17 protein-coding genes and 2 rRNA genes are annotated in these 18,158 nt (G+C 62.3%); 14 read left to right on the forward strand and 5 right to left on the reverse strand.

The window, feature by feature from the left end; translation table 11 throughout:
- A 23S ribosomal RNA gene (locus tag FYJ85_RS23035) occupies positions 1–113 on the forward strand; the annotation flags it as partial.
- Between the two features lie 122 nt (positions 114–235).
- A 5S ribosomal RNA gene (gene rrf, locus FYJ85_RS08130) occupies positions 236–350 on the forward strand.
- Positions 351–650: 300 nt separating this feature from the next.
- Here the strand turns inward: rrf and FYJ85_RS08135 are convergent.
- From FYJ85_RS08135 to FYJ85_RS08145, 3 genes are read right to left on the reverse strand one after another with little or no spacing between them, the layout of a single operon-like run.
- Entirely contained in the window at positions 651–1,412 is a 762-nt protein-coding gene (locus tag FYJ85_RS08135) for a Nif3-like dinuclear metal center hexameric protein (protein WP_154417801.1), read from the reverse strand.
- A gap of 26 nt (positions 1,413–1,438) precedes the next feature.
- Positions 1,439–2,296 (reverse strand): 4-(cytidine 5'-diphospho)-2-C-methyl-D-erythritol kinase, encoded by an 858-nt coding sequence (gene ispE / locus FYJ85_RS08140; RefSeq protein ID WP_106053681.1) that lies wholly within the window; start codon positions 2,294–2,296, stop codon positions 1,439–1,441.
- 10 nt (positions 2,297–2,306) lie between these two features.
- Positions 2,307–3,323, reverse strand: a complete 1,017-nt coding sequence (locus FYJ85_RS08145) for a Gfo/Idh/MocA family protein (RefSeq protein WP_106053680.1) — start codon at positions 3,321–3,323, stop codon at positions 2,307–2,309.
- A gap of 175 nt (positions 3,324–3,498) precedes the next feature.
- On the opposite strand from FYJ85_RS08145, the gene pyrH reads away from it, so the two are divergent.
- The 11 genes from pyrH to FYJ85_RS08200 all read left to right on the forward strand — a co-directional run bounded on the left by pyrH (position 3,499) and on the right by FYJ85_RS08200 (position 15,371).
- The gene (gene pyrH / locus FYJ85_RS08150; protein ID WP_106053679.1) at positions 3,499–4,218 is read left to right on the forward strand and encodes a UMP kinase; all 720 of its coding nucleotides are present in this window, start codon (positions 3,499–3,501) and stop codon (positions 4,216–4,218) included.
- An 18-nt stretch (positions 4,219–4,236) separates the two neighbouring features.
- Entirely contained in the window at positions 4,237–5,064 is an 828-nt protein-coding gene (gene lpxA, locus FYJ85_RS08155; protein WP_106053678.1) for an acyl-ACP--UDP-N-acetylglucosamine O-acyltransferase, read from the forward strand.
- A gap of 56 nt (positions 5,065–5,120) precedes the next feature.
- The gene (locus FYJ85_RS08160) at positions 5,121–6,329 is read left to right on the forward strand and encodes an ABC transporter substrate-binding protein (protein WP_158704040.1); all 1,209 of its coding nucleotides are present in this window, start codon (positions 5,121–5,123) and stop codon (positions 6,327–6,329) included.
- Between the two features lie 7 nt (positions 6,330–6,336).
- The gene (locus tag FYJ85_RS08165; RefSeq protein WP_106053676.1) at positions 6,337–6,999 is read left to right on the forward strand and encodes a carbohydrate-binding family 9-like protein; all 663 of its coding nucleotides are present in this window, start codon (positions 6,337–6,339) and stop codon (positions 6,997–6,999) included.
- A gap of 82 nt (positions 7,000–7,081) precedes the next feature.
- A complete protein-coding gene (locus FYJ85_RS08170) occupies positions 7,082–7,627 on the forward strand; it encodes a hypothetical protein (protein WP_106053675.1) in 546 nt (181 codons plus the stop codon).
- A complete protein-coding gene (locus FYJ85_RS08175; protein WP_154417803.1) occupies positions 7,620–9,329 on the forward strand; it encodes a hypothetical protein in 1,710 nt (569 codons plus the stop codon). The genes FYJ85_RS08170 and FYJ85_RS08175 overlap by 8 nt, the downstream gene beginning before the upstream one ends.
- 70 nt (positions 9,330–9,399) lie before the next feature.
- Positions 9,400–10,419: a PSP1 domain-containing protein gene (locus FYJ85_RS08180; RefSeq protein ID WP_106053673.1), complete on the forward strand. Its 1,020-nt coding sequence runs from the start codon at positions 9,400–9,402 to the stop codon at positions 10,417–10,419.
- A 3-nt stretch (positions 10,420–10,422) separates the two neighbouring features.
- Complete coding sequence (locus FYJ85_RS08185; RefSeq protein WP_106053672.1) at positions 10,423–11,307, forward strand: hypothetical protein; 885 nt, start codon at positions 10,423–10,425, stop codon at positions 11,305–11,307.
- 92 nt (positions 11,308–11,399) lie between these two features.
- Positions 11,400–13,139: an ATP-binding cassette domain-containing protein gene (locus FYJ85_RS08190; RefSeq protein WP_154417805.1), complete on the forward strand. Its 1,740-nt coding sequence runs from the start codon at positions 11,400–11,402 to the stop codon at positions 13,137–13,139.
- Positions 13,136–14,257, forward strand: a complete 1,122-nt coding sequence (locus FYJ85_RS08195) for an ABC transporter permease (RefSeq protein ID WP_106053670.1) — start codon at positions 13,136–13,138, stop codon at positions 14,255–14,257. The genes FYJ85_RS08190 and FYJ85_RS08195 overlap by 4 nt, the downstream gene beginning before the upstream one ends.
- A gap of 1 nt (position 14,258) precedes the next feature.
- Positions 14,259–15,371 carry an ABC transporter permease gene (locus FYJ85_RS08200; protein ID WP_154417807.1) on the forward strand — a complete coding sequence of 371 codons (1,113 nt, stop codon included), beginning with the start codon at positions 14,259–14,261 and terminating at the stop codon, positions 15,369–15,371.
- A gap of 6 nt (positions 15,372–15,377) precedes the next feature.
- Here the strand turns inward: FYJ85_RS08200 and FYJ85_RS08205 are convergent, their stop codons facing one another.
- Positions 15,378–15,782 carry a VOC family protein gene (locus FYJ85_RS08205; protein ID WP_154417809.1) on the reverse strand — a complete coding sequence of 135 codons (405 nt, stop codon included), beginning with the start codon at positions 15,780–15,782 and terminating at the stop codon, positions 15,378–15,380.
- 81 nt (positions 15,783–15,863) lie between these two features.
- Positions 15,864–16,718: a helix-turn-helix domain-containing protein gene (locus tag FYJ85_RS08210; RefSeq protein ID WP_154417811.1), complete on the reverse strand. Its 855-nt coding sequence runs from the start codon at positions 16,716–16,718 to the stop codon at positions 15,864–15,866.
- A gap of 131 nt (positions 16,719–16,849) precedes the next feature.
- On the opposite strand from FYJ85_RS08210, the gene FYJ85_RS08215 reads away from it, so the two are divergent.
- The gene (locus FYJ85_RS08215; RefSeq protein ID WP_106053666.1) at positions 16,850–18,151 is read left to right on the forward strand and encodes an FAD-dependent oxidoreductase; all 1,302 of its coding nucleotides are present in this window, start codon (positions 16,850–16,852) and stop codon (positions 18,149–18,151) included.
- Positions 18,152–18,158: the final 7 nt, after the last annotated feature.

Raw genomic sequence — 18,158 nt, forward strand, 5'->3', positions numbered from 1 at the left:
CTTCCCGCAAGGGACTGAAGGCCGGTCGAAGACTACGACCTTGATAGGACGGAGATGTAAGCGCAGTAATGCGTTCAGTTTACCGTTACTAATCGGCCGTGAGGCTTAACCACCTTTTTTCCGAGGGTTCCATACCATATGGTAAGGAGCCGGCGGAAAAAGGTCTCTCTCAATGGAGAGTTGTTACCTCACATGCAGTATCTCCGTAGAGACATTTTCTATGATTGGATTTTTTTCCGGTGCTTATAGCGGAGCAGAAACACACGTTCCCTTCCCGAACACGGCAGTTAAGGGCTCCAGCGGCGATGGTACTGTAAATTTGACTATGGGAGAGTAGCACGGTGCCGGGAATTTTTTTACCCGCCTTGACGTTTCGCACACGTTAAGGCGGGTCTTTTTTTGGCGCGGAACAGGACGCTCGTCCCACTGGCGCACCATGGTTTCGGAAAGGAAAGGCGCGCCCCCCTTCCGGGGCGCCGTCTTTCTGCGCATTCGCGCTGCAGACCGTGTACGCTGCGCGGCAAAATCTGCGATTTTGCTGGTGTAGCTGTTTCGCTTCGCGTACAGATTGCCTCCGGCGGCCGGGGCGCATCGCCCCCGGACCGGCACCGGCACGGTGCCTTGACGCGCAGAGACGGAATCAGCCTATCTCAGAGGGAGGTCGGAAAGTCGGCGAATTCACAGGCGACATCGAACTTTCTGCCGATGTACTCCATGACGGCTCGGGGACCGAGTGTTTCCGTTGCGTAATGGCCGAGCGCAAGCACTGGCATTCGAAGCTCGTAGGCAGGATGGTACATGACGTGTTCAAGTTCTCCCGTGATCAGCAGGTCGGCACCGGCGGCGGCAGCCTGTTCCAGCGCATCCATGCCGCCGCCCCCGGAAACCACGGCGATCCGTTTCAGAATGCGTTCGTCGTCGGCGATCAGGCGCGGTTTGGCTTTCAGCTTCGTGCCGAGCTCTTTTTCAAGTTCGGCGGCTTTGACGAGCTTTTTCGTGTGGCCGAGAAAGCCGATGTCGTAACCGTGGTAATTGCAGAATGGTTCAAGCCGGGTCAGTTCGGCCAGCTCTGCCAGCCGCGCATTGTTGCCGAGCTCCGGATGGGCATCGAGCGGCAGGTGTACCCCGTACAGGCTGATATTGTTTCCGAACATGACCCGGAACCGTTCGGCGTGAATGCCGGTGAAACGGCGCGGTTCCCCGCCCCAGGAAATACCGTGATGAACGAAGACAAAATCGAAATGCCCGGCGGCGGCGTGTTCGAACAGCGCCAGGCAGCCGTCCACGCCGAAAAGAATGCGTTTCACTTCCGGCGAGCCTTCGATCTGGAGTCCGTTGTTTGAAGCATCGCCCGGGAAGGCGGCCACATTCAGGGTACGGTCGAGTTCCTCGACCAGTTCGTTTCGTTTCATACCGTTCCTCCTCTTTGAACAGTTGGTCAGTTGACGAAAATAGTGACCGCCCGGAAGGCTCCGGCCAGCGAGCGGCAGAGCTCGTCACGCTCGGCAGGGGACGCGCAGACGGCGAAAATCGACGGGCCGCTGCCGGTGATTTCGGCATTCAGCGCACCGTTTTCGAGCAGGAAATCACGCAGGATCGCCAGCAGCGGGAATTTCCGGTAGAGCGCGGCGGCGAGGTCGTTGTGGAGATTGTCGGCGACCCCCTTCGGATCATTGCGGCGAAGTGCATTGATGAGGCGCTTGAGCTTTCCGGAGGAGTCTTCTCCGATTTGTTCCGGATCAAGATTCATGTAAGCCCATTTGGCGCTGACCGGGAATTGCGGATTCACGACGAGAAGCGGCGGGGCGTACAGCTTCCCGGCCGGATAGTGAAACACCTCCCCGATGCCGGTCGCTATGGCGGCGCGCCCGTGCAGGAAAAACGGCACATCCGCCCCGAGCGTGAGCGCAAGGTCGGCGAGCTCCTCGCTCGACAGTTTTCCGTAATGCCGGTTCAGCAGCCGAAGCACGGCGGCGGCGTTCGAGCTGCCGCCGCCCATGCCGGCCGCGACCGGAATCTCTTTTTCGATCCGGATCGACCAGGCCGGGGCGATTCCGGCCATGTCGGCATAGGCCAGTGCGGCCCGCCCGGCCAGATTTTCGAGATTTTCCGGCAGCCCGGCGAGGGAGGAGCAGACCCTGATTCCGGGCGTGTCGACAAAATCGAGCGTAACCCGGTCGGCCGGAGTGTCGAGCGGCAGAAACAGCGTCTCCAGCTCATGATAGCGGTCCGGCCGCCGCTTCAGAACTTTCAGGTAAAGGTTGATTTTCGACCGGGACGGAATCGAGAGTGCCATGACAATACCGTCAATTCAGCTCGTCCGGCGTGCACGGGGCGAATTTGAATCCGTACTGGTCATTGTAGCGGCGCGCCTCGTTTTCGATCGCGATGGCGAGACGCAGCGCGCGCAGGCCCGCTTCTCCCGGCACCTTCGCGTCGCAGAGCTGCCCGGTGACCCGGCTTTTGTTCACGGCGAGGATAAAGTCTTCGAGTTCGGCCGCAAGCGCGTTCTTTTCATCGAGGTTCACATCCTTGCGGGCGAGTCCGATACGGTTGCGCTTCAGGACCATGCCGAAATGTTTGCCGTAGTCCATTGAGATATAGCAGTCCTCCTGGAACACGCGGAACCGGCGCATCGGCTCCTGGCTGACCCGGCTTGCGGTCAGGCTCGCGCAACTGCCGTTTTTGAATTTGATTCGGGCATTGACGATATCTTCGGTCTTGCTGAGAACCGGAATGCCGACCACATCGAAATGCTCGACCTCCGAGTCGACCATGGTCAGCACGAGGTCGATGTCGTGGATCATGAGGTCGACGACGACGCTGACTTCGGTGCCTCGGCGCGGCAGGCCCGGGCGCGGCGGCGGGTATTGCGCAAGGCGGTGCGCCTCGATGAAGCGCGTGTTGGCCGCATATTTTTCCAGAAAATCCATTGCCGGGTTGAAGCGTTCGACATGGCCCACGGCGAGGACGACATTGTTCTTCCGCGCCGTTTCCACCATCTTTTCGGCGAGGGCAAGATCGGCTTCAATCGGTTTTTCCACGAGGACGTGCTTGCCCATCTCAAGAAGCGGAATCGCCGTCACGGCGTGAAAATTGGCCGGAACCGCCACGCTGAGGGCATCGCATTTCTCCGCAAGCTGCCGCCAGTCGGAAAAAACCGGCAGATTGAACTCCGCCCCGACCTTCGCGGCCGTCTCGGGCTGGACGTCGAAGATGCCGACCATCTCCGCATTCGGGCTTTGGGCATAGAGACGGGCGTGGTGCCTGCCGAGTGCCCCGACACCGAGTACGCCGACTTTGAGCTTTTTGTCGCTTTCCATTCGTGATTCCTGTGGTTCCTGGATTTTTCAGTATGTATTCTGGAGTAATATACACGTTTTTTTGATAAAAACACCATTTCAAGCCGCTTTTTCTTGGCGAAATCGGGGTTTACGGGGTATATTCCGATAAATAGAACAATTCTTCCTCGCGATTGAGAAGCATAAGGGGTCTGCCATGAATGAAAAATTCCGATTCAACCGGGTATTGCTGAAGCTCAGCGGAGAAGCGCTGAAGGGCGCGCAGGAGCATGGGTACGACGCCGACGCGGTCCGTTCCGTGGTCGAGCGGGTCAAGTCGGTCGTCGACCAGGGCGTGGAGGTCGCGCTCGTGGTCGGGGCCGGGAACATCTGGCGCGGCGTTATGGGCAGGAGCGGCGGCATGGACCGGGTCAACGCCGATTATATGGGGATGCTTGCGACGGTGATGAACGCGCTCTGCCTGCGGGACTTCTTTCGGGCGGCCGGCATCCAGGCGGTCGTGCAGTGTTCGATCGGGATGGAGCCGATCGCGCCGCGGTTCAACCGCGACGAGGCGATCCGGGCGCTCGAGGCCGGCAAGATCGTGATCTTCGCCGGCGGCACCGGCAGCCCGTTCTTCACCACCGACACGACCAGCGCGCTGCGGGCGCTCGAAACCGATTGCGACGCTGTGCTGAAGGCGACGAAGGTCGACGGCGTCTACACCGCCGATCCGTTCAAGGACCCGGCGGCGACGCGGTATGCGGAGCTGAGCTTCGACGAGGCGCTGGCGCGCCAGCTGAAAGTCATGGATTCGACTGCGTTTTCGATGTGCCGCGACAACGATTTGCCGATCATCGTCTTCAATTTTTCGGACCCGGACAGCCTCGAACGGATTTTGTCCGGAGATACCGAAGCCGGAACCATCGTAAGCTAGGAACACGGGAGGCGGGCTATGACGGACATCCATCCGACCGCAGTAGTCAGCCCGAAGGCGCAGATCGGCGTCGGCGTGCATATCGGGCCGTATTCGGTCGTCGAGGACGATTGCGTGATCGGCGATGACTGCCGGATCGATTCCCACGTGAAGATCGCGCGGTATACGACGCTCGGGCCGCGCTGCCGGGTCTATCTTGGAGCTCTGATCGGCGAGGAGCCGCAGGACCACCGTTTCCAGCCGGGAACCGTGGCGTGGACCACGGTCGGCGCCGACACGACGATCCGGGAATATGTCACGATTCACCGTTCGCCGTTCCCCGAGCGCTACACGCGGATCGGCAGCGGGACGCTGCTGATGTCCTTCGTCCATGTCGGACACGATGCGCAGATCGGGGACCGGGTGACCGTTGCGAACCAGACGGCGGTCTCCGGGCATGTCATCATCGAGGATATGGCGGTGCTTTCCGGCTATATTCTGATTCATCAGTTCTGCCGGATCGGAAAACTGGCAATGGTCGGCGCGCGCACGATCATCCGGCAGGACATCCCGCCGTTCTGCATGCTGGCGGAAAATGAATGCGTCTGCGGTCCGAACGTGATCGGGCTGCGGCGCGCCGGATATGACAGCTTTGCGCGCATGGCGATCCGGCGCGCGATCAAAACCTATTTCTTCAAGGGGCTGAACGCGACAAACGCGCTGGCTGAAATCGAAAAGACGCCGGATCTGCTGCCGGAGGTCCGGCATTTTGTGCAGTTTATCCGCAGTACGGAACGCGGCATCATGCCGGGCGACCCCGAATTGATCGCGCTCGGCATCCGCGGCGTGGATGAGGAGAAGGAATGAGAGGCGCTCCGGATAACGGAAACGCCTGTACGAAAGAAAGTCATCGGAGTTTCAATATGAAAAAATGGATCGGTTTGCTGTTCGCCGCGACGGTTGCGGTGATTTTTGCCGGATGCGCGGAGGTTACGCCGCTGCCGCATCCGATCGTGCCGGAGGAGTCCGGCAATACCGTGAAGATCGGTGTGCTTCTGCCGCTGACCGGCGCGAATGCCGAATTCGGCAAGCGGACGCTGCGGGGGGTCGAGCTGGCCGCGAGCGAGCTCAATAACGGGCGCGGTATTTCAAGCCGCCGGGTTGAGCTTCTCGTGCGCGACACGAAGAGCAACCCGTCCGAGGCACGCCGGCAGGCCGAGGCGCTTTTCGACGCGGGCATCATCGGGCTGGTCGGGCCGTACAGCACGAACGAAGCGCTGGCGATCAGGCCGGTGGTCGAGGGAAAGCTGATTCCGACCGTCGTCCCGCTCGCCACCGGCGATGAGGTGACGGAAGGAACGAATATGATTTACCGGACCTGTTTCACCGACAGCCAGCAGGGGGAGGCGATCGCCGCTTATGCCTGGTATTGGCGGAAGCTGCTGCGCCTCGCGATCCTGATCAGTGACGACGAGCAGGCGAGCTACTCCCGGAATGTGGCGCGCGCGGCGGCGAATGCGTTTACGGAGCTCGGCGGCGAGGTCGTGCAGATGGTCGAATTCCAGGGGGACCGCGAGGAGTTTGCGAAGAAGCTGCGCGATCTGGTCGCCTACAACCCGCAGGCGATTCTGGTTCCGGCGGAGCCGGACAACGCCGGGGTGCTGGTCAAGTATATCCGCGAACTCGGCTACCGCGGGCTGCTGCTCGGGCCGGAAAGCTGGGACGAACGGGAATTCTTCAGCAATTGCGGCGCCGACCCCGGCGACTGTGCGTTTGTCGGGCTCTATTCGGAGGAGTATGATCTCCCCGAGCAGCTCGCTTTCCGCGATTTGTTCCGGCGGACCTATTTCGTGTTCCCGTCCACCTGCGAGGCGCAGGGGTACGATGCGCTGAAGATGCTGGCGATCGGGCTCGGCAACGTGACGAGCGTGCAGGAGTTCAACCGGAACATGCAGCATATCCGCAACGTTCCGGGTGCGAGTGCGTTGTACACCATGAAGCCGCACGGCGGCATCGACCGGACGATGTTCATCAAAACCATCCGGCCCGCCGCCGGGCCGGACGAGGAGCCCGAGTCGCGGCTCAGCCGCAGCTTCAACATGAAGAAGATCTATCAGCTCAAGGAGGATTGAATTCGGAATGGGCTATCTGATTCACCGGGCCGGGCGGACGCCCGCGCTTGACGCCGGCTTTGATTCCGGCGAGTGGAGCGGCTGCCGGACTTTGAACGTCGATGTGTTCCGCCCCGAGGGCAGCGGCCACCGGCCGGAGACACGCTTCCGGCTTCAATATGACCGCGAGGGGCTGTACGGCCTCTTTTCGGTGCGGGACCGCTTTGTGCGCTGTGTGGCGCGGAAGTTTCAGGACCCGGTCTGCCGTGACAGCTGCGTCGAATTTTTCGTCCGTCCCGCCCACGGGCGCGGCTACGTGAATTTCGAATTCAGTGCGGCGGGCGTTCTGCTGGCCCAGCATGTCGCGGATTGCCGCCGCCGCCCCGGGACGGACGATGTGCGGCCGCTTACGGAACGGGAGGCGGCCGGAATCCGGATATACCACTCCCTGCCCGGGCGGATTGAGCAGGAGCTGGCGCAGGAGACCTGTTATGAGCTCGGCTTCTTCCTGCCGTTTTCGATTTTCGCCGGCACGCACGGCGCTCCGGCGCCCGTGTCGCGGACGGTCTGGAGCGGGAACGTCTACAAGTGCGGCGACGATACGAGCCATCCGCACTGGGCATCCTGGCGGCCGGTCAGGCGGGTCAATTTTCACGAACCCGACTGTTTTGGCGATCTGGAGTTCGAATGACGAATGGAATACCTTGTCCGGCATGGAATTGCAGAATAACGGGAAAGTGACGGAGAAATAACGGAGAGGAGAAAACCGGAATATGGCAAAGGAATTCAGCCGTTCGGTCGTATCGCAGGCGGTGGCGCTCGCGATGGTCGAAGCCGTGCAGAAGGGCGGCTACCTGAAGGGGGCCATGGTTGCTTCGCCGGTGCTGGCCGAAGCGGAAAAGGAGTTGTTCGTCAAGATGCTTGCCCGCCTCGACGAGCGCCGCAAAAAGGGGGAGGCGGAGTTGACGGCGGATGAAATTTCATCGCTGTTCACGTTCGTATATGCGAAAGCGGCCGAGGCGGTCACGAATCTCGTCAACTCCCAGCCGAACAATTTCGACCTGCTCGGCATGCTTGACGGCAAGGTTCCGATCTATGCCGACGACCGCCTGACCGGATATTTCAAGAAAATCAATCTCGCGGCGGATTGCGCTCAGGCTTATCTGGACTGGCACGATGCGAACGCCGGCAACGAGGCGTTGCGGAGCTATGACCCGATGCTGCCGCTTTTTGAAGCGCTGAAATGGTGTTTCCGCCTCAGTTGCACGGCGGCGGTCGAAAAACTCGAAGCCGACGGAAAGGTGATTCCGGGTGTCTGAACGGATGCGGGAGCATTGGAAGTCCCGGGCGGCGGTTCCGGCAGTCGCCGGGTTGCTGCTTTTGCTGCAGGCGGCCCTGCTGCCGGCCGGTGCGGTCTGGGTGACCGACAACGGAAACAAATTCATCATCCTCGAGAACCTGCTGCGGAACGGGAGCGCGGCGATTGCATATCCGGCGGCGGAGATCGATCCCGGCCGCCGTTTCTTTCCGGACGGGAATTTTCACTTTCAACGGCATTGCGGCCGGATCGTGTCGGTCTATCCGGAATTTTTTTCGGCGCTGGCGCTGCCCGGCTACCGGCTGTTCGGCGCCGTCGGACTCTGGCTGCTGCCGGTCGGCGGAACGCTGGCGGTCCTTGCGCTGTTTCTCGCGCTGCTGCCGAAATATGGGCCGGGCTGGAAACTCGAGGCGGGACTGGCCGGGCTGCTGCTCTGCGGTTCGCCGCTTCTCTTCTATTCCGGCACTTTCTGGGAGATGACTGCTGCGACGGCGTTCCCTCTTGCCGCGCTGCTGGCTGCGCGGAGGAGGCGGCTGCTCGCGGCCGGACTCCTGCTCGGACTCGGGCTCTGGCTGCGCGAGGAGTTCTATCTCATCGCGCTGGCGGCCGGAATCGCGGCGCTGTTTTTTTACCCGAAGGAGTGGCGCCGGTGCGTTCCGTTCGGGGCTGGCTTTCTTCTGGCAGCAATTCCGCTCTGGATTTACAACCTGGTCAATTACGGCCATATCCTCGGGCTGCACGGCGCGCTTTATTACACGCACAACGCGGAGGGTGTTCCGACGCTGGCGGAGCGGATCGGCGGGGTGTTCGAGGGATTTTATCTGTATTTGTTCCGATTCGAATCCGGCTGGCCCGGCGTGGAGACCGGCTGGATTCCGCTTGTGCCGATGTTCCTGCTGCTGGCGGCCGGTGCGGTCAGGTCGGCGCGCATCAAGCTCTGGGCCGCCTGGATCGCGGCGGCCGGCTGGGCGTTTCTGTTCTGGAGATTCTGGTGCAATCCGTTCCCGGTTCTGGCGTCGGGAGTTACCGTCGGCTTCGTGACCTCTTCCCCGCTGCTTGCCGGGTTTTTCCTCATGTGGCGGAATCTGCTGACCTGCGGACCGCGGCCGCTGCGGATGGTCACGCTGGCCGCATTGCTTTACTGTCTGGCGCTGCCGGTGGTGCTGACCCGCAGCGACATCGGGCTGATCTGGGGGGCGCGGCACTATCTGCCGGTCTATCCGCTGCTGTTTGTCCTGAGCTTCGCCGGTTTTGCCCGGCTCGGATGGCTGCGGAGGCAGCGGTTGCTGACCGCCGTTCTGATCGGCGCCACCCTCGTTTTGCAGGCGGTGGGAATCCGGGCGCTGTTCGGCGTGGCGGAGGATGCGGCGCGGGCGGAGGCGACGATCGGCGCACTTGAGCCCCGCGTGGTGGTTTCGGACCTCTTCTTCCTGCCGGAAATGACGCCGCGGCTCTTCTTCGCCAAACAGTGGCTTTATGTGAAGAACGATACGGAGCTTCGGGAACTGACCGGCCTGCTGCGCGAAAAGGGGATCGACCGTTTCACGCTGGTCCTGTCGGCGCTGCCCGGTTTCCGGCAGGTCGGCGACCGGGCGCTGGCGGAGTTCCTTGAAATGGCGCCGCTCTCGGCCGAGCCGTACCGGCTCCCGGCCCCCGGCAGCGGATTTATGACGCTTCTGATTGGCGAGTGCCGTTTGCAATAGTCCGTGTTCCCTGCTATATTGAAAGACAGTGCTTGATCAATTAACTGCAACCATTTATCGGAGATCTGCGATGGACCGGCTCCTCGTCATAAAACTGGATAACGGCAGCACGCTCGAAGCGAAGGCCCCGGCCGAGCTCGAGGTGAAGCCGCACGACACCTGCGTCTTCCGGCGCGACTTCTACACCGATGCGGGCGAGGTCGTCCGTGAAGTCGCCGAACCGCCCGAAAGCACGAACTGGGCTGAACTGCCGACCGTGCAGCATATTGCGGATAACCGTGAACTGGCCGCCGCAAATGACAATTACATGCGTTCGCGCGGCGCGATGCGCACGGCGCGCGAGCTGGTCGGCAACCTCGGGCTGGCCATGAAACTGCTGAATGCCCACTACTCGCTTGACGGCAAGCTGGTGGTCATCCAGTTCAGCGCAGACGGGCGGGTCGACTTCCGCGAACTGGTCAAGGAGCTGTCGCGCGCGCTCTGCACCCGGATCGAGCTGCGCCAGATCGGCGTGCGCGACGAGACCGGCATCTACGGCGGCATCGCGGTCTGCGGCCAGCGGCTCTGCTGCTGCCGTTTCCTGAAGGAGTTCAATTCGATCAACGTGAAAATGGCCAAGGAGCAGGATCTTTCGCTGACTCCTGCGACGATTTCGGGTGCCTGCGGCCGGCTGAAGTGTTGTCTGAAGTACGAGCACGAGGGGTATCAGGAGCTCGAGCGCGAGATGCCGAAGCGCGGCAACTGGTGCGAGACGCCGCAGGGGCGCGGGCGGGTCTGCGACCGCAATCTGCTGACTCAGAAGGTTTCGATTCAGCTGGAGTCCGGCAACATCGTGCATTTTCACCGTTCCGAGGTGACGATCCATGTTCCCGAGCAGCGGCCGCGCATCGTCAGCGAGCGGCAGCAGGGGCGCGAACGGCGGGACGGCGGCAGCGGCAATGGACGCGAAAATCGGGACAGCCGTCCGCGCGGCAGCGGGAACGGCGTCCAGAAGGGTCGCGGAGTCCGCGACAACCGGCCGCCGCGCGAGGAAGCCCGCCGTCCGGAGGAGTCTCCCCGCGCCGAAGAGAACGCGCCGCGGGAGAAGTAACCGATGGAGCGCGCGGAGCTGGAACGCTATGCGGCGCTCGACGCGTCCGGTTTCCTGCCGGGCGTCGGCGAGGAGCCCGTCGACTTCGAATCGAGAATCGCCGCGATCCGCGCTGCTCACGAGGAGTTCGGGGAGGAGCTGGCCGAAAAGGGCGAAGTCGTCGTTTTCGACGAATTCCGCCTGCGTGAATCCGAACGCATTCCGGCCGATATCATCGCCGAGGCGGGGGAGGTCACCGGCGGACTTTACGATTTCCGCACCGCGCATGTGCCGGGATTTTTCATCTCGCGTGACGTCGGGCTGCTCTGGGGCGGCTGCATGATCAGCGATACGGAGCTTCCGTTTTCGTTTTTCCTGATCCGGGGGGCGTTTCGCAACCGGCAGCGCTGGTTTCTCTACAACCGCCGCGAGCTGCTTGCGCACGAGCTCTGCCATTCGATGCGGCAGCCGTTGCGGGATGTGCCGCTGGAGGAGTTTTTCGCCTACCGGACGAGTCCGAGCCCGTTCCGGCGCTATCTCGGCAACTGCTTTATCCGCGATTATGATGCGCTGCTTTTCGTCATTCCGGTTTTCATTCTGCTCGGTTCGGTGCTGCTGCAGTCGTTCTGGCTGCCGGCGCTGCCGGTCTGGCCGTTCTGGATCGTTGCGCTGGCCTATCCGGCTTATCTGCTGTTCCGCAACGCGCGGGCGCGGCACTGGGTGTTCCGGGCCGCGAAAAAACTGCGCGCGTTCGGCGTCGGGAAGCCGATGGCGGTGCTGTTCCGTTCGACGACGCCCGAGATCCGCGAGCTGGGGACGCTCCGGAGCCGGGAGGATTTTGATGCGTATGTGGAGGAGAAGAAGGAGCTGCGCTGGGAGATCGTCAAATACCGTTTCCTGCGGTCCTGACTGTGGTCCGGTGAACGATTTTTCGTCGTCTGCCGCCGCGGTTTCGCGGCTCTCCCCGGTGCTTTGGGTTCCCTGTCGACAGGAAGTATGGAATGCCGGAAGAAGATAAATCGCTGCTCGAGGTTCGCGACCTCACAAAACGGTTCGGCGCGGCAACCGCGCTCGACCGTGTCAGCCTGACTCTGCTGCGCGGCCGGCTGAACGGTCTGGCCGGTCCCGACGGTGCCGGAAAAACCACGCTGATCCGGATTCTGACCGGTCTGCTCGGTTCCGATTCCGGCGAAATCCGCCTCGACGGCGTTTCGCTGGCGGAGGCGGTCGCCCGGCAGGGCTTCATCGGCTATATGCCGCAGAAGTTCGGGCTCTACGAGGATTTGTCGGTGCTCGAGAACCTGCGGCTTTACGCCGCGCTGAACGGCGTGCCGAAAGAGAAGGAGCGCGGACTGTTCGACGAAATGCTGCGTTTTACGGACCTCGCCCGTTTTTCGGAGCGGCTGGCCGGCCGGCTTTCGGGCGGCATGAAGCAGAAGCTCGGACTCGCCTGCGCATTGCTCGGCCGGCCGAAGCTGCTGCTGCTGGACGAGCCGAGTGTCGGTGTCGACCCGATTTCGCGCCGCGAGCTCTGGAGCATGGTCGGCGAACTGATGGAGGGCGGCATGACCGTCCTCTGGTCGACCGCTTATCTCGACGAGGCCGAACACTGCGATAAAGTCATTCTGCTCGACGAGTCGAAGAAGCTCTTCGAGGGGCCGCCCGGCGAATTGACCGGGCGGCTGAAGGGGCGCGTCTTTCTGCTGTCGGAGCCGTCCGGGGGGCGGCGCGGGGCGCTGCGCCGGGTTCTGCGCGAACCGTTCGTCCGTGACGGCGTCATCCAGGGCGGCAGCGTCCGGTTCGTCACCGCGCCGGAGCTGCCGGACGGCGAGCCGCAGGCACTGGCGCGGAAACTCGGAGGAACGCTCGCCCCGGCCGCCCCCCGGTTCGAGGATGTGTTCATCGACATACTCGGCGGCGGTCCCGGCGGGGAATCCGCGCTGGCGGCGGGACTTTCTCCGCTGCCGGACGACGGCGCCGTCGTGGTCGAAGCCGACCGCCTGACCAAGAAATACGGCAGTTTTACGGCTGCCGACTCGATTTCCTTCCGGATCAGACGCGGAGAAATCTTCGGTCTGCTCGGCCCGAACGGCGCCGGGAAATCGACGACCTTCAAGATGATGTGCGGCCTTGCCCGGCCGACTTCGGGACGGGCGCTGGTGGCCGGCTGCGAGCTCGGCCGGTCCGGCGGCAGCGTACGCCGCCGCATCGGTTACATGGCGCAGAAATTTTCGCTTTATGACGGGCTTTCCGTGCGGCAGAACCTCGCGTTTTTCTCCGGCATCTACGGACTTTCGGGACGGGCGCAGAAGGCGAAGATCGAAGAGATGGTTGAAATCTTCCATTTTCAGAATATCCTCGACGACAACTCCGGCGACATTTCGCTCGGACACAAGCAGCGGCTGGCGCTGGCCTGCGCGACCATGCACGGTCCGGATGTGCTGTTCCTCGACGAACCGACCTCCGGCGTTTCGCCGGTCACGCGGCGCGAATTCTGGAACCACATCAACGGCATCGTCGAAAAAGGGGTGACCGTCATGGTGACGACCCACTTTATGGACGAGGCGGAATATTGCGACCGCATCGCGCTCATCTACCGCGGGCGCGCCATCGCGGTCGGCACGCCGGATGAGCTCAGGCAGAGCGTCGCGGACGGCGGGACGCCCGATCCGACCATGGAGGATGCCTTCATCTCGCTGGTGCGGAGGTCGGACCGGGAGCGCGGGGGAGGCGGCGCATGAACATCCGCCGGCTCAACGCCCTGATGCGCAAGGAGGCATTGCAGATCATCCGCGACCCGAGTTCGATCCTGATCGCGGCGGTGCTGCCGCTGCTGCTGATATTCATCTTCGCCTTCGCCGTATCGCTCGACGTGAACGAACTGGCCGTCGGAATCGCCGTCGAAGACGACTCCCCCGAAGCGGCGAGTTTCGTCGAAGCGTTCACGAGCAGCCGCTATTTCAAGGTCCGGTCGGCCCGCGACCGCCGCGAACTCGTTCCGGCGCTGACGGCGGGGGATATCCGCGGCATCGTCGTCATCCCGGGCGACTTCGCTTCCCGGCTCGGCAATGCGGCGGGCCCGGCGGCGCCGGTGCAGATCATCACCGACGGCAGCGAACCGAACACCGCGAACTTCGTGCAGAATTATGCACGCGGCGCCTGGCAGGTCTGGCTGCGCCAGCGGGCGCTCGACGGCGGCCGCGCCGCGCCGGCGCCGGTGACGGTCGTCGACCGGGTCTGGTACAATCCGGAGCTCGAGAGCCGCAATTTCCTGCTGCCCGGGGCGCTGGCGCTGATCATGACGCTGATCGGCACGCTGCTGACTGCGCTCGTCGTCGCGCGCGAGTGGGAACGCGGCACGATGGAAGCGCTGCTTTCTACTTCAATCACTCGCGGGGAACTGATCCTCGGCAAGCTGCTGCCGTATTTCCTGCTCGGGATGCTCTCGCTGTTCCTGTCGGTATCGGCGATGGTGCTGCTGTTTCACGTGCCGCTGCGCGGCTCGTTTCTTGTTCTGGCCGGCGCCGGGGCGGTGTTCCTGTTCACGGCGCTCGGGCTCGGCATGCTGATCTCCGCTGCGGCAAGGAACCAGTTCGTCGCGTGCCAGATCGCATTTCTGACTGCGTTCATGCCGGGGATGATGCTCTCCGGCTTCGTTTTCGAAATCAGCTCGATGCCGCTGCCGATCCGCATTGCGACGAACTTCATTCCGGCGAAATACTTCGTTTCGTGCCTCCACAGCCTTTTCCTGGTCGGGGACGTCTGGCCGGTGCTGCTGCCGAATCTGCTGTTCCTCGGCGCGGTCAGCGTGATTTTGTTCGGAATCGTCATCGTCATGGTGCGCAAAAGGATCGATTGATATGTGGAACCGGATCAGATCGCTCATCATCAAGGAGCTGCAGATTATTCTGCGCGACCGCAAGACGCGGATCATCATCGTCATTCCGCCGATCCTGCAGATTTTTCTCTTTGCCTTCGCCTCGACGCTTGAGGTGAAGAACATCACGATCGGGATTCTGAACCGGGATGCGGGGGCGGATTCGGCGCCGCTGATCGAACGTTTCCGGAATTCGCCGTCGTTCGTCCGGCTCGACCCGGTCGCCGACGAAGGGGAGATGCGCCGCTACATCGATACGCAGCGCGGCATCGGAGTCATCTGCATCAGAGAGGATTTTTCGCGCCGGCTGCGGGGCGGCGAACCGGCGGAGCTCCTGCTCGCGTTGGACGGGCGGCGCACGAACGTGGCCCAGATCGTGAACGGCTACATCAATACGGTCGTCCGGGATTTCAACCGCGACATCCTGGCCGGGCGGGGAGCCGCCGGGCGGCCGGAAAGCGAACTGATCGTACGGAACTGGTACATCCCGAATCTCGAATATCTGTACTTCACGCTGCCGTGCCTGATTGCGAACATCCTCATGATCATGGGGATCATGATTCCGGCGCTGTCGGTTGCCCGGGAGCGGGAGTTCGGCACCTTCGACCAGATTCTGGTTTCGCCGCTGTCGACTTTCGAGATCATCGTCGGCAAGACCGCGCCTTCGCTGCTCATCGGCTTTCTGCAGGCGACGATGATGATCGCGGCCGCAATCTGGTGCCTCGGTTCGCCGATGGTCGGCTCGTGGCTCATGCTGTATACCGGAATGACGGTGTTCATCGCGTCTGTGATCGGGGTCGGGCTGTTCATCTCGTCGCTCTGCAAAACGCAGCAGCAGGCGATTCTCGGGGCGTTCGTCTTTGCAGTTCCGGCTGTGCTGATTTCAGGCTACGCGACGCCGATCGAGAATATGCCGCACTGGCTGCAGACGCTTTCGCTGGCGAACCCGGTGCGCTGGATCATGGCGATCGTGAAAGGGGTTTTCCTGAAAGACATCTCCTGGGCGATTGCATGGCGAAGCCTCTACCCGCTCTGCCTCATCACGGCAGTGACGCTCGGCGTTGCGGGCTGGTTCTTCTCGCGCAAGCTTGAATAGGGGCGTTTACAGATAACAGGTCCGGCCGGTTTTCTGGCAGCAGTCGGGCGTGTATTCGTGCAGCTCGATGCGGACGCCGTCCGGATCGGTCAGCCAGGCCTGATAGGCGTGGTCGGCGCCCATTTTTTTCTCGCCCGGCGTGTAGCCGGCGGCGGCGACGGCGGCGTTGACGCTGTCGATCGAATCGACCTCGAAACAGAGATGGTCGATCGGATTCGCGCCGGGTTCGGCCGGTTCGCGCTCAAAGAATTCGAGATAATTGCCGTTGCCGGCCTTCAGGTAGAAGCCGACCGTTTTGTCGTCGCGCCGGAAGTCGAACGCTTTTTCGAGCCCGAGCCCCTGGCAGTAGAAACGGGCGGTCCGGCCGAGATCGGCTACACGGATGCAGAGATGGGCAATCCCTTTGATCATGATGCTGATTCCTTTTCCGTTTTCGTTGACTGGTGTTAGGATACCACGCCGTTTCGGGAAATGCAAGCCGGAGTCATGATTTTATACCGTGTATGGCGCATGGCCGTGCTTCCGGCGGTAGCGGAGCGGCGGCAGGCCGAATTCGCGGCGGAACATCGACGTGAAATAGCTCTGGTCGGTAAAACCGCTCTTTTCGGCCACGCGGCTGATCGGCCAGTCGGCAGCGAGCAGAAAGCGGCGCGCCTTCCGCAGCCGCAGCTTCAGCAGGTACTCTCCCATGCCGATGCCGCATTCGAGCTTGAAGAGATGCAGCAGCCGCGACGGGCTCATGAACACAAGCTCCGCCGTCCGGACGGCGGTCGGATTTTCGTGCGAATGCAGCCGCAGGAATTCGAGGACTTCGAGGATCCGTTTGTCGCGCGGACGGCGCGGCAGGAGCCCGCCCGTTTCCGCATAGGCGCGATGGATGATGTCGCTGAAGATGGCCGGGATGAAGTCGAAATATCCCTCCGCCGCCTCCGGGCGCAGGACCGGCAGCTGCCGGTAAAGCGCTTCCAGTTCCGGGTAGCGGCATTCGGTCCCTTCCGTCCGGAACGGGCCGAGCATGACTGCTCCGGCGAATCCGGCTGTCTCCGGCGGCAGCGGCACGATGATTTCGACCGCGCCGGCGTGGCAGGTGCCGACGAAAGGCACCGTGTGCTGCCGGAGCCGGGCGACAAGCTCGCGCGTGTCGTGGTAGACGCACTGCTTCTCTCCGTCGCCGTGCGTTTTGACTCCCGCGCAGAATTTGCAGGTATGCTGGCTGAACCGGCGCTCAAGATCGGGTTCCGGCAGCAGGTACCCCGAAACCTTCCAGATGCAGCCGGTTCCGGCAATGCCGGCCAGCTCCCGGAGTTTCCGTTCCAGTTCCCGCAGGATTTCACCGAATTCTATCATAATTATACTGAAAAAATGATGATTGCAGCATTTTTCTTATAAAATATAGCACAAAACCGATATAAAAACCAATATGGGACGCTATATTGATAGAAGAACGATGCAATTGATTTCGACAGGAGGCTGGGAAAATGATTCAGACATTGCAGCTGCCGCTTCTGGCGGATGCGGATATTGTGGTGGTCGGAGGCGGTCCCTCCGGTTTTGCGGCGGCGCTGGCGGCGGCGCGGCAGGGTTCGAAGGTGCTGGTGCTTGAGCAGTCAACCATGTTCGGCGGCCTCGGCACGGCCGGTCTTGTGCCGATGTTCGCGCCGACCTCGAACGGGGAACGCATGGTGTACGGCGGAATCTTCGAGGAGATCAACCTCGAAATGTGCCGCCGCATGAACGTCGAGCCGTGGCAGGAGTCCTGGCAGGCGATCAATCCGGAGATCCTGAAACGGCTGCTCGATGAAAAGGCCGAAGAGGCCGGAATCCGGTTCGTGTTCGGAGCCAAAGTCTGCGAAGCCGAGGTCGGGAGCGGCCGGATCGGAGCGGTGCTGGCCGCCACCTCGATGGGACTCAAGCGCGTGACCGGCCGCATGTTCATCGACGCGACCGGCGATGCGCTGCTCGCATCGCTCGCCGGTGCGGAGTTCGAGTTCGGCGATGAGAACGGCCGCACCATGAGCCCGACACTCTGCGCACAGTTTTCGAACATCGATTTCGACGCTTATTTCGCTGCGATCCGCGCCGGGGTGTCGGATCGCTCGATCTGGCAGAAGATGACCGAGGAAGGCACGGCGCCGCTTCGGGAGCACCATTTCGTCTGCATGAAACCGGTCACGAAGGTCTCCGCGACCAGCAACCTCGGGCACATCTACGGCATCGACACGCTCGATGAATTCGAGCTGACCCGGGGATATGTCGAAGGCAGGCGCATCGCGCGGACCATGGAAGAGTTCTACCGCAGGCATGTACCGGGCTTCCAGAATTTCGAGCTGCTGGCCACGGCTTCGCTGCTCGGCGTGCGCGAAACCCGGCGCATCCGCGGCGAGTACCGCATGACGGTGGAGGATTTCAGGCGGCGCGCCGTTTTCGACGATGAGATCGGCCGCTGCTGCTACCCGGTCGACATCCACTCCGGCAGCACGAATGCCGAGGAGCAGAAGCGGGTCGAGCGGGTGCTTGAGGAGACCCGCTTCAAACGCGGCGAAAGCTACGGCATCCCGTACCGCGCCATGATTCCGCTGGGGCTGGCGAACCTGCTCGTTCCGGGACGGGCGCTCTCGGCCGACCGGGCGATCCAGTCGAGTCTGCGGGTCATGCCGCCCTGCTTCGTGACCGGCCAGGCGGCCGGTGTGGCGGCCGGGCTCGCCGATGGGGATGTGCGCAGCGTCGATACGGTTCAACTGCGTTCCCGTCTCGCGGAGATGGGCGCTTATTTCAAGTAACGGGAGA

The organism is Victivallis lenta (assembly GCF_009695545.1).
GTDB lineage: Bacteria > Verrucomicrobiota > Lentisphaeria > Victivallales > Victivallaceae > Victivallis > Victivallis lenta.

What these genes read in the sequence shown, in the direction of transcription:
- FYJ85_RS08190 (WP_154417805.1), top strand. Translation starts at nt 11,400, where the DNA reads ATGCCGGAAGAAGATAAATCGCTGCTCGAGGTTCGCGACCTCACAAAA.
- FYJ85_RS08165 (WP_106053676.1), top strand. Translation starts at nt 6,337, where the DNA reads ATGGGCTATCTGATTCACCGGGCCGGGCGGACGCCCGCGCTTGACGCC.
- FYJ85_RS08135 (WP_154417801.1), bottom strand. Translation starts at nt 1,412, where the DNA reads ATGAAACGAAACGAACTGGTCGAGGAACTCGACCGTACCCTGAATGTG.
- FYJ85_RS08195 (WP_106053670.1), top strand. Translation starts at nt 13,136, where the DNA reads ATGAACATCCGCCGGCTCAACGCCCTGATGCGCAAGGAGGCATTGCAG.
- FYJ85_RS08170 (WP_106053675.1), top strand. Translation starts at nt 7,082, where the DNA reads ATGGCAAAGGAATTCAGCCGTTCGGTCGTATCGCAGGCGGTGGCGCTC.
- FYJ85_RS08180 (WP_106053673.1), top strand. Translation starts at nt 9,400, where the DNA reads ATGGACCGGCTCCTCGTCATAAAACTGGATAACGGCAGCACGCTCGAA.
- FYJ85_RS08185 (WP_106053672.1), top strand. Translation starts at nt 10,423, where the DNA reads ATGGAGCGCGCGGAGCTGGAACGCTATGCGGCGCTCGACGCGTCCGGT.
- FYJ85_RS08205 (WP_154417809.1), bottom strand. Translation starts at nt 15,782, where the DNA reads ATGATCAAAGGGATTGCCCATCTCTGCATCCGTGTAGCCGATCTCGGC.
- FYJ85_RS08200 (WP_154417807.1), top strand. Translation starts at nt 14,259, where the DNA reads ATGTGGAACCGGATCAGATCGCTCATCATCAAGGAGCTGCAGATTATT.
- lpxA (WP_106053678.1), top strand. Translation starts at nt 4,237, where the DNA reads ATGACGGACATCCATCCGACCGCAGTAGTCAGCCCGAAGGCGCAGATC.
- FYJ85_RS08160 (WP_158704040.1), top strand. Translation starts at nt 5,121, where the DNA reads ATGAAAAAATGGATCGGTTTGCTGTTCGCCGCGACGGTTGCGGTGATT.
- FYJ85_RS08215 (WP_106053666.1), top strand. Translation starts at nt 16,850, where the DNA reads ATGATTCAGACATTGCAGCTGCCGCTTCTGGCGGATGCGGATATTGTG.
- FYJ85_RS08145 (WP_106053680.1), bottom strand. Translation starts at nt 3,323, where the DNA reads ATGGAAAGCGACAAAAAGCTCAAAGTCGGCGTACTCGGTGTCGGGGCA.
- ispE (WP_106053681.1), bottom strand. Translation starts at nt 2,296, where the DNA reads ATGGCACTCTCGATTCCGTCCCGGTCGAAAATCAACCTTTACCTGAAA.
- FYJ85_RS08210 (WP_154417811.1), bottom strand. Translation starts at nt 16,718, where the DNA reads ATGATAGAATTCGGTGAAATCCTGCGGGAACTGGAACGGAAACTCCGG.
- pyrH (WP_106053679.1), top strand. Translation starts at nt 3,499, where the DNA reads ATGAATGAAAAATTCCGATTCAACCGGGTATTGCTGAAGCTCAGCGGA.